Genomic DNA, 10,154 nt, shown 5'->3' with positions numbered 1-10,154 from the left:
GTCGACTTCGACGTCGACCGGTATCGCGTCGCTGTCGACGTCGAGTTCGACGGGCATCAGCACGGCACAAAGCGGTGTGACTTCACTGTCCACGGGCCTGAACTCGCTGTCCACTTCGACCTCGACGGGTCTGAGCTCGCTGTCGACCTCGACGTCGACGGGCCTCAGCACCGCGCAAAGCGGCGTCAATTCGCTGTCGACAGGCTTGAGCACGACCAACAGCAATGTGGTTTCGCTGTCGACGTCGGCCTCGACCGGTATCGCTTCGCTGTCGACGTCGGCTTCGACCGGCCTCAGCACGATACAGAGCGGCGTAACGTCGCTGTCGACAGGCCTGAGCACGACCAACAGCTCGGTCACCTCGCTGTCGACGTCGACCTCGACCAGCCTCTCGTCGCTGTCGACCGGCGTCGCGAACGCGGTTCAGTATGACGATCCGTCGCATACGAAGGTCACGCTGGGCGGCGCGGGTTCGACCACGCCGGTGACGCTGACCAATGTCGCCGACGGCGTGAACCCGACCGACGCTGTCAACTTCGGCCAGCTGACCTCGCTGTCGACATCCACGACGGCGGGCCTCAATTCGCTGTCGACGGGCCTGAGCACGACCAACAGCAATGTCGTGTCGCTGTCGACCTCGGCCTCCACGGGCCTCAGCACGGTGCAGAGCGGTATGACGTCGCTGTCGACGGGGCTGAGCACGACCAACAGCAACGTGACCGCGCTGTCGACCTCGACGTCGACGGGCCTCAGCACGGTGCAGAGCGGCATGACGTCGCTGTCGACCGGGTTGAGCACCACCAACAGCAGCGTGGCCTCGCTGTCCACTGGTTTGACCACGGCCTCGAGCAGCGTCACGGCGCTGTCGACCGGCATCGCCAACGGCACGGTCGGCCTCGTGCAGCAGGCAGGCGGCGCACCGGGCAACGGGGTCATCACGGTGGGCGCGCACACGGGCGGCACCAGCGTCGACTTCACCGGCACTTCGGGCGCTCGCCAGCTGACCGGCGTCGCCGCGGGTACCGCGCCGACCGACGCGGTGAACGTGAGCCAGTTGCAGGCGGTGGCCTCGGTGGCGAGCGACGCGGTGCTGTACGACAGTCCTGCGCACAACAGCGTGACGCTCGGCGGCGTCGGCGCAGGCTCGGCTGTCACGCTGACCAACATCGCCGCGGGCAAGGTCTCCGCGACCAGCACCGACGCGATCAACGGCAGCCAGCTGTTTGCGCTCGAAACGCAAATCAGCACGCTGGGCAGCAGCGGGCTGGGTGCGCAGGTCCCGCCGGATCAGCAGTCGACGGTCAGTTCCACGCCGTTGAAGGGTGTCGCGGTGAACTCGAGTGAGCCGGCAAGCGCGACGGGAACGGAATCGGCAGCGCTCGGCGGCAATTCGACCGCGAGCGGCAGCAAGAGCGTCGCGGTGGGCTCGGGCGCGACGGCAAGCGGGCCGAACTCGGTGGCGCTCGGCGCCGGCTCGGTCGCCAGCGAACCGGATACCGTGTCGATCGGCTCGCCAGGCCATGAGCGGACACTCACCAACGTGGCGCCGGGCGTGAACCCGACCGATGCGGTCAACATGTCGCAGTTGAACTCGGTTCAGCAGGGCGTGAACGCGCTGGCGCGGCAGGCTTACTCCGGTATCGCGGGGGCGACTGCTCTGACGATGATTCCCGAGGTCGATCCTGGCAAGACTTTGTCAGTCGGGATCGGTTCGGGGAACTACAAGGGCTACTCGGCGGTTGCGATCGGTTTCACGGCGCGCATTACCGACAATCTGAAGCTCAAGGGCGGCGTCAGTACCAGCTCGTCGGGCACCGTGTACGGGGCGGGCATTGGCTATCAATGGTAAAGGCGGGTATCGCGAGTTCCAATGAAGGAGCGGATATGAGCTTGATGGATTACACCGATCGTTTTGTCACCAATCTGTTGGCCGGAGGATTGGTGACATGCTGGACGATGTCCGTCGTCAGCTATTTCGACTGGTTCGACGACGGCGTCGCCGGCATGACGCCGGAAGTCACCCAGCTATGTCTGGTCGTGTTGCTGACTAGCGTCGTCCTGTTTGTCCTGCCGTGGCTCTGGCGTATATCGATGCGCGCGGCGCGCACCTCCCGCCTCGGCGTGCAGCCGCATGCCGGCGCGTGGGGAGGCCGTGCGAGCGGTGCGGCGTTAGGCCTAGTCGCCGCAGTGTCGATCGTCGCGCAGTTGAGGTGACCGGCATGCCGACGCAACCACGCAGCGGGATCAGCCATATGGCGTCATTCGTCGAGCGGATCGAGGAACTGACGACGCAGGGTGATCTCGTCGGTGCGTGGCGTCTGCTCGACGCGCACGGCGCTTTGCACGCTGGCGAATCGGGTGTGGCGTCGGCCACCGCGCGGCTCCTGCGTCTGCGGGGACGTCATGCCGAAGCGCGTGAGTTGCTGGAACGCACGCTGTCGGATGCGCCTGATGACGCTCGCGTGATGATCGAACTCGCGTATGTTGCGCGGGATCTGGGTGAGCGCGAAGTGGCCCACGACTGGTTCGAGCGCGCGTACCGCGACAGCGCGCAGGGCGAGCCATGGGTGCTGGACTGGATCGAACTGCTGCGCGACCTGAGCCGGCTCGACCTCGCGCGGCGTCTTGCCGTGACGTATTGCGAACGCGTGCCTTCAGACGCGCGCGGCTGGTTTCTGTTTGGCCTCGTGTGTCAGCTCGACAAACGGCATGACCTCGCACTCAGCGCTTACGAGCACGCGATGCGGCTCGATCCGACCGTGCCGATGCTGCGCAACAACATGGCGGCTGCCTACATCGACACGCGACGTTGCGACGACGCGCAAGCGCTGCTGAAAAACGTGCTTCGCGACGAGCCGGGCAATGCATTGGCATGGACCAATCTCGGCACGGCGCTATTGTTGAGCGGCGATCCCGCCGCGGCACAGGTGGCGGCCGAGCGCGCCTGCGCGCTCGCGCCCGATTATCCGGTTGCGCTCAGTTGCTATACGAATGTGCTTAGTGAGCTACAGCAGTGGGACATGGCGCTCCATGTTGCGCAGCGCGCGGCGCAGCGTGAGCCGGCCAACATGTCTCATGCGTGGGCGCTCGCCATGCAGCAACTGCTGCGCGGCGACTATACGGCGGGCTGGCTCAACCATGAAGCGCGCTGGGACGGTTCCCCCGAGCTGAGCGGTACCAGTCCGAATTGGTCGATGCCGCGTTGGAGCGGGCAATCTCTGGCGGGCAGGACGCTCCTTGTGTGGAGCGAGCAGGGCCATGGTGATGTCCTTCAATTCGCGCGATTCCTGCCGCTCATGGCCAGCAACGTCAGGCAGGCCGGCGGCAAGCTGATCTTCCTCTGTTATGCGAGCCTGCTGACGCTGATGCGACGCAGCCTCGGCGACGAAGTCGAGACCATCATCCCGCATGATCAGCCGCTTCCCCCGACTGGAATCGACTATCACCTGCCGCTAGCGAGCCTGCCTTTGACGCTAGGCGTGATGCCGGATCAACTTCCCGTTGCGACGTCTTACCTCCACGCAGATCACGTCAAGGTCGATGCGTGGCGTGCGCGCCGTGAGCGGGAAACGGCCAGGCTCAAGGTCGGGCTGGTGTGGAGCGGCGGTCGCACGCACCAGCGCAACCCGTTGCGCTCGGTCGACCCGCTTGCCCTTGCGCGCGCGCTCGGCGCGGTACAGGACGTCGATTTCGTCAGCGTGCAGCTCGGCGCTGCCGATGAAGCCGCGGCCATGCGCGAGGCGGGGTTGCGGTTATCCGATCCCAGCGGGGAACTCGCATCGTTCGACGACACCGCAGCCTTGCTCCGCAGCCTGGATCTGGTGATTACCGTGTGCACGTCGGTCGCGCATCTGGCCGGCGCATTGGGCGTACCCGCATGGGTATTGCTCGATGTCAGGCCGCACTGGGCCTGGATGCTCGAACGTCGCGACAGCCCGTGGTATCCGTCGATCCGGTTGTACCGGCAACGGGACTATGGCCAATGGGAGCCGGTGCTGGCGCAGGTCGCGCACGATCTCGCGGCGCTGGCCGGGACAGCCCCGCTGCCGCCGGCTCAAAGGGCGGGCGCATGACGAATTCCGGCGAAGCCATCTTCCGCGCGGCGTTCGACGCGCATCAAGGCGGCCATCTTCTGGAGGCCGAAGAGGGTTACCGGCGTGTGCTCGCGCACGAGCCCCGGCATGCCGATGCGCTGCATCTGCTGGGACTGGTCCATGCCAGCCGGCGGGCATTGCCCGAGGCAGCGGCGTTGATGCAGCAGGCGATCGCAATCGCTCCGTGCGCCGTCTTTTTCAGCAATCTGGGCGATGTGTTGCGTCAGCAGCGGCTAGTCGCCGACGCGGAGGCCGCATGCCGCCATGCGATCGAGTTGCAGCATGACTACGCGCCGGCCCATTTCAACCTCGGTATGCTGCTCATGGAATTGGGGCGCAAGGACGACGCGGAATGCGCGCTTCGTCAGGCCTTGGCGCTCGATCCGGCGTCGAACGACGTATTGAACAACCTTGGCTTCCTGCTCAACGACATGGGGCGTGTCGATGAGGCCGAGACCGCATACCGTCGCGCGATCAGCAACGATTCCGGCTACTTTCACGCTCGCTACAACCTCGGGTTGCTGCTGTTGCGTGGCGGGCGTTTTGTCGACGCGGAACAGCAATTGCGCTGTGCGCTCGAGATCGCCCCGAAGCACGTCGATGTTCTCAACGATCTCGGTACCGCACTGCGCGAACAGCATCGTTACGACGAGGCCGAAGCGATGTACCGGAACGCGCTGCAGCAGGATGCCGATTTCGCGGATGCGCGCTGGAATCTGGCGCTGGTGTTGCTGGGCCAGGGACGATACGCGGAAGGCTGGCCGCATGCGGAGGCTCGCTATCATCACCGCCGGACGACTGCCGATTCGGTTCCCGATCCAGGCTATCCGCAGTGGCAGGGCGAACCGTTGGCGGGCAAGTCGCTCGTGATATGGCACGAGCAGGGCCTTGGCGACACTATCCAGATGGCCCGCTACGCACCGCTTCTTAAGGCGCGTGGCCTGAGCCGTCTCACGGTGCTCTGTCCCGAGCCGCTGAATGCGCTCATGACGACCGTTGAGGGCGTCGACCGGGTGGTGAGCCACACCGGCGAACTCGAAGCGCACGACTTCTGGTCGTTCAGCATGAGCCTGCCCTTGCGGGCCGGTACGACGACCGGAAACATTCCCGCGCATCTGCCTTACGTTCACGCGCCGGCTGACAGGATGGGGCGATGGCGTACCCGGTTGTCCGCGGGCGGGTTCAAGGTCGGACTCGTGTGGCGCGGATCGGTCGAGCATGAGCACGATGCTGAGCGCTCGTTGCCGGGCCTGCTGACGCTCGCGCCGCTATGGTCGGTGCCCGGCGTCACGTTCGTGAGCCTGCAGAAAGGACCGGCCGAAAACGAGCCAGCCAGCCTCGCCGCGCAATTGCCGATGGTGTGCGCCGCGGCTGATCTGATGGATCTCGCCGACACGGCGGCCGTCATCAGCCAGCTTGACCTGGTGATATCCGTCGATACCGCGGTCGCCCACCTCGCGGGTGCGCTGGGCAAGCCCTGCTGGGTCCTGCTGAACAGGCCGTGGACCGACTGGCGCTGGATGCACGACAGGACCGATTCGCCCTGGTATCCACAGGTGATGCGTCTGTACCGGCAAGCGAGCCCCGGAGATTGGAACGAGGTCATCGCACGGGTGGCGATCGCGCTGGAGCAGTGGATCAACAGCACGGCGGCGTCCCGATCATGAGCGCGATATTCATCGGTTCGATGCCACCTCGAATCCGTTCGGCCCGTGTCGGCCGACCGAACCGCAAACCTTCACGGCGAACGAAGGTTCGTCACATCGCGTAGAGATCTGAATCGTGCGTATCGGAATTTCCGTTCTTAGTCGTCATGGGCAGAACATCTGGGAAAACGGTCTTGGCCAGAATGTCTTCTTTCTTGCCGAACTGTTTCAGCGCCTGCCATTCGTGCAGTCGGTGCGATTGATCGACGTCGGCGATCACGGGGTGATGCCGCCGCAGATCGATCTGGCCACGCGCGATCTGAGGCTGATCAAGCTGCGCGAGGCCACCGACGAGGTGGATGTGATCTTCGAAATGGGCGGCGCACTCGATATCGAGTGGCTCGACCTGATGCGCGCTCGTGGCAAGAAGGTGGTGTTTCTCTGCTGCGGCCAGCCGTATGTCAACCTCGTCGAGCCCGCTGTTTTTTCGAAGCCCTCGTACTCGACCCGCTACGATCGTTGCGACGAAGTCTGGCATCTGCCGAAAGACGCCGCCTATGCGCCGATGCTGCGCCTGCTGAACCGCTGCGACGTGCATGAGGTGCCGTTCATCTGGCATCCGCAGTTCGTCGCGCAGCGCGTGCGGGAAGTTGAGGCGCTCGGCTTGCGCTACGGTTTCGACGCGCTCGACACCGCAGGCACGATGGACGATGCGCTCGCCGCCGGCGCGCGCCGTGGTCTGCGCGTGGCGATTTTCGAGCCGAACATCTCGGTCGTGAAGAACTCGGTCGTCTCCATGCTGGTTTGCGATGAAGCTTACCGGGCGAATCCCGGCGCGGTGCACGCGATGCACGTGCTCAACACGTTGCATATGAAAGACCATCCCACGATGCTCTATCTGGCGAATTCGCTGGACCTCGTGCGTCAACACAAAGCCACGTTCCACGGCCGGCACGACATTGTCGGCTTCATGGTGCAGCATGCCGACGCGATCGTGTCGCATCAGTGGCAGAACGACCAGAACTACAGCTACCTCGACGCGCTCTACGGCGACTATCCGCTGATTCACAACTCGCCGTGGCTCAAAGAGGCGGGCTATTACTACCACGGCTTCGATGCGCGCGATGGCGCCGCGCAATTGCAGCGCGCGGCCTCCACCCATGCGAGCGAGATCGACGATTACCGCGCCCGCTCGCAACGCGTGTTTGCCGAAGTCGATCCATTCAGCCAGCACAATCTCGACGCCTATGCGGCCAGGCTCCTGCATCTGTGCCGTAACACGACATTTGCTGATTCCGCGAGCCGCCCATGAGTAGCCAACCCAATCTCCATTCGGTCCCCCGCAAATTGCGGGTGGGCGTGTCGATCTTCGTGCGCAAGGGCGAGCAGTCGGTGTGGGAAAACGGCATCTACCAGAATTGCATTTTTCTGGTGATGCTGCTGATGCGCTCGCCGCTAGTCGAAGCCTCCTATCTCGTGGCCGGAGGAGGCGATGGCGGCCCCGAGGACGCGCGAAATTTTCTGGCAGATTCGCCGGTACCGTTGATCGATATGGACCAAGCGGCCGCGACCCTCGACGTGATGATCGAAATGAGCGCGCAGCTGGCGCGCGAGTGGGTCGTGGCATTTCGCGAGCGCGGCGGCAAGATCGTATCGATGCGAGTGGGCAATGACTATGTGATCGATATCGAGCGCATGATCTTCGATAAGTCGCATGGATTGTTATTGACGGCCGCGCCATATCACGAGGTCTGGACGCTGCCTGAGTACGAGAACACCTGTGTGCCGTATTACGCCAGTACGTTCCGCTGTCCGGTGCGCGTGATGCCACATTTGTGGAGTCCGGTGATGCTCGAGCGCGAAGCGTCGCGTCTGCCGGAGGGGCTCAGCTTCGGCTACGAGCCTGGCCGTCACCGCTGGCGCGCCGGTTTGTTCGAGCCCAACATCTGCATGGTAAAGACGAGCTTCATTCCGCTGCTCACCTGCGAAGCGGCGCATCGTGCGAATCCGGACATGATCGAAAAGGTGTGGGCATACAACACGTTCCATTTAAAGGAGCACGTCAGTTTCAACGGCTTCGTCCGCAGCCTCGATATCGTGAAACATGGCCTGAGTTCGTTCGAAGGGCGCTTCCCGTTTTGCCGCGTGGTCTCGGAGCATGTCGATGTGGTCGTGAGCCATCACTGGGAAAACGCGCAGAACTATGTCTACTACGAGGCGCTGTACGGCGGCTATCCGCTGATTCATAACTCGCATCTGATCGGTGATTGCGGATATCGCTATCACGAGTTCGATTGCGAGGAGGGTGGCCGGGCATTGCAGCGGGCGTTCGCCGAGCACGACACGCATGTCGATTCCTACCGGCGCACGGCGAATGCATTCCTGCGCGGACTCGATCCCGAGAACGACGACAACGTGCGGCTATACGGCGATGCATTGGCCGCGCTTTATGAACGAGCGTGAACGGGCCGGAACACGTCCCCCGCTATTCCTTTATACGACTACACCTTCATACACCGGGAGCATGCTTTGAAACACGTCACCGCGATCTTCAAGCTGGCGGCCGTTTGTGCACTGACCATGTCGGCCACACTGGCCGCAGCCGCGCAAGGTAACTCGGCTGACGAGCTGCTGAAGGATGCCGAGCACATCTTCGAGCAGTTCGACTCGAACCGGTACGCCGAGGTCTGGCAGGATGCGGCGCCCTTCGTCAAGGCGAAAATTCCGCAGGACCAGTTCGTCAAGACAATGAACGACGCTCGTCACACGCTGGGAGCGGTGACACGGCGTGGCTGGTCGTCGGTCACGCGCATCCAGTCGATTGGCGTCTCCGGAATGCCCGATGGTCTTTATGCGAATGTGGACTCCACATCGACACTCGCCAATGGCCACACGGCTTTCGAACTGTTGAGCTTTCAGTTGGGAGCCGACGGGCAATGGCACTTGACCGGATATACGCCGCGTCTGACCCAAGCCCAACCCCAAGGCGCGGCGAGCGCCGGTACGAAATGAGCGGACTGCGCATCGGCATTACGATCGGACTGCACCACGCGGGCGAGGTGCTGTGGAACAACGGCATCAAGCAGAACGCCGTGTTCCTCGCCGAGGCGTTGCGGCATTGCCCGCAGGTGGCCAGTGTCGTGCTGGTCAATACCACGGCGGTGCCGGTTACGGCAGCGTTGCCGTGGGATCTCGCCCGTTATCCCACGGTCGGCTTCGAAGCCGCGAAAGATTCGGTGGACGTACTGATCGAACTCGGCGGGCAGATCGACGGCGCGCAGACCGATTACCTGAAGCAGCGCGGCGCGCGCCTCGTCTCATATTGCTGCGGGTTCGAATACATTCACGCGATGGAGTCGGTGCTTTTTCGCAGACGGCTGTGGGGTGAACATCTGTTCGTCAATCAGCGTTACGACGACATCTGGGTCATTCCGCAGGTTGCGCATATCAGCCAGTCCTACTTCGAGGTCTTGCGACGTCAGACCGCCCGCGTCGTTCCGTTCGTGTGGAGTCCAATGTTTGTCGATGAACGCGTCGCCGCCATCGAACACGCCGGACAATACCAGCCGCGTCCCGGTCCGAAGCGTCTGAGCGTGATGGAACCGAATATCAACGTCGCGAAGTTCTGCCTGTATCCCGCATTGATTGCTGAGCTTGCTTATCGCGAGCGGCCCGAGTGCATCGCTATTCTGCAGGTGACCAATGCGGAGGCGATCGCAACAGAAAGCCTGGAATTCATCGCGTTACTCAATCAGCTGGATATCGTGAAGGAGCATAAGGCGGTGTTTCTCGGGCGTCACGACACACCGGCATTCCTTGCCGCTAATACTGACATCGTCGTGTCGCACCAGATGGAAAATCCGCTTAACTACTTCTACCTGGAAGTGTGCTGGCAAGGCTACCCGCTGATACACAACGCGTCGCTCTGTGAGGATCTTGGCTACTACTATCGTGACAACGACGCCAGCGAGGGCGCGCGACGCGTCATCGAGGCCATCGACACACACGATGCGCAGGCGTCGTCGTATCGGGCGCGGCAACGGACATTGATCGACCGATATTTGCCGGAAAACGCGCAACTGGTCGCAACCTACGCCGCGCTGCTCGCCGAGCTGATGACGCGCCCATGTCGCTGACGGGTGTGCATCGATCAGTGCTTCACGATGTTTCGATTTACTTTCTATAACCTTACGTCAACCCCCGTCGTGATCGTCATCTCGCGACAACGTTTGCGATGGTATGAGCGAGGGCGGCCTCCACCCCGCCGAATCGATCCCCGCCCCCCATAAGGGGGGCTATCTTGCCGATGGCCACGCGTTATCTTGAAATTCAGAAGTTCACAAAATTTATGTGGAACGACGGTGTTTGTTGGGGACGCAAGCCCGAACATTCGCCGGATGTCTTTCCCGGAAGG

The 10,154-nt window shown here is 63.0% G+C and carries 8 protein-coding genes; all 8 read left to right on the top strand.

Annotation, left to right across the window (positions count from 1 at the left end; translation table 11 throughout):
- Nucleotides 1–76: 76 nt before the first annotated feature.
- The 8 genes from BJG93_RS25260 (at nucleotide 77) to BJG93_RS25225 (ending at nucleotide 9,876) form a co-directional block, all read left to right on the top strand.
- Nucleotides 77–1,849: a YadA family autotransporter adhesin gene (locus BJG93_RS25260; RefSeq protein ID WP_231337597.1), complete on the top strand. Its 1,773-nt coding sequence runs from the start codon at nucleotides 77–79 to the stop codon at nucleotides 1,847–1,849.
- Between the two features lie 35 nt (nucleotides 1,850–1,884).
- Nucleotides 1,885–2,214, top strand: a complete 330-nt coding sequence (locus BJG93_RS25255) for a hypothetical protein (RefSeq protein ID WP_027194071.1) — start codon at nucleotides 1,885–1,887, stop codon at nucleotides 2,212–2,214.
- 5 nt (nucleotides 2,215–2,219) lie between these two features.
- The gene (locus BJG93_RS25250; protein WP_231337516.1) at nucleotides 2,220–4,073 is read left to right on the top strand and encodes a tetratricopeptide repeat protein; all 1,854 of its coding nucleotides are present in this window, start codon (nucleotides 2,220–2,222) and stop codon (nucleotides 4,071–4,073) included.
- On the top strand, nucleotides 4,070–5,761 hold the full coding sequence (locus tag BJG93_RS25245) for a tetratricopeptide repeat protein (protein WP_051374142.1): 1,692 nt from the start codon (nucleotides 4,070–4,072) through the stop codon (nucleotides 5,759–5,761). The genes BJG93_RS25250 and BJG93_RS25245 overlap by 4 nt, the downstream gene beginning before the upstream one ends.
- Before the next feature lie 115 nt (nucleotides 5,762–5,876).
- Nucleotides 5,877–7,052, top strand: a complete 1,176-nt coding sequence (locus BJG93_RS25240; RefSeq protein WP_027194070.1) for a DUF2827 domain-containing protein — start codon at nucleotides 5,877–5,879, stop codon at nucleotides 7,050–7,052.
- On the top strand, nucleotides 7,049–8,203 hold the full coding sequence (locus tag BJG93_RS25235; protein ID WP_027194069.1) for a DUF2827 domain-containing protein: 1,155 nt from the start codon (nucleotides 7,049–7,051) through the stop codon (nucleotides 8,201–8,203). The genes BJG93_RS25240 and BJG93_RS25235 overlap by 4 nt, the downstream gene beginning before the upstream one ends.
- Before the next feature lie 66 nt (nucleotides 8,204–8,269).
- Nucleotides 8,270–8,752: a DUF4019 domain-containing protein gene (locus tag BJG93_RS25230; protein WP_231337515.1), complete on the top strand. Its 483-nt coding sequence runs from the start codon at nucleotides 8,270–8,272 to the stop codon at nucleotides 8,750–8,752.
- On the top strand, nucleotides 8,749–9,876 hold the full coding sequence (locus tag BJG93_RS25225; RefSeq protein ID WP_027194068.1) for a DUF2827 domain-containing protein: 1,128 nt from the start codon (nucleotides 8,749–8,751) through the stop codon (nucleotides 9,874–9,876). The genes BJG93_RS25230 and BJG93_RS25225 overlap by 4 nt, the downstream gene beginning before the upstream one ends.
- Nucleotides 9,877–10,154: the final 278 nt, after the last annotated feature.

This window comes from Paraburkholderia sprentiae WSM5005 (genome assembly GCF_001865575.2).
Classification (GTDB): Bacteria; Pseudomonadota; Gammaproteobacteria; order Burkholderiales; family Burkholderiaceae; genus Paraburkholderia; species Paraburkholderia sprentiae.
Note: the sequence above shows the minus strand (reverse complement) of the source record. Positions and strands in the feature narration are given on the sequence as shown.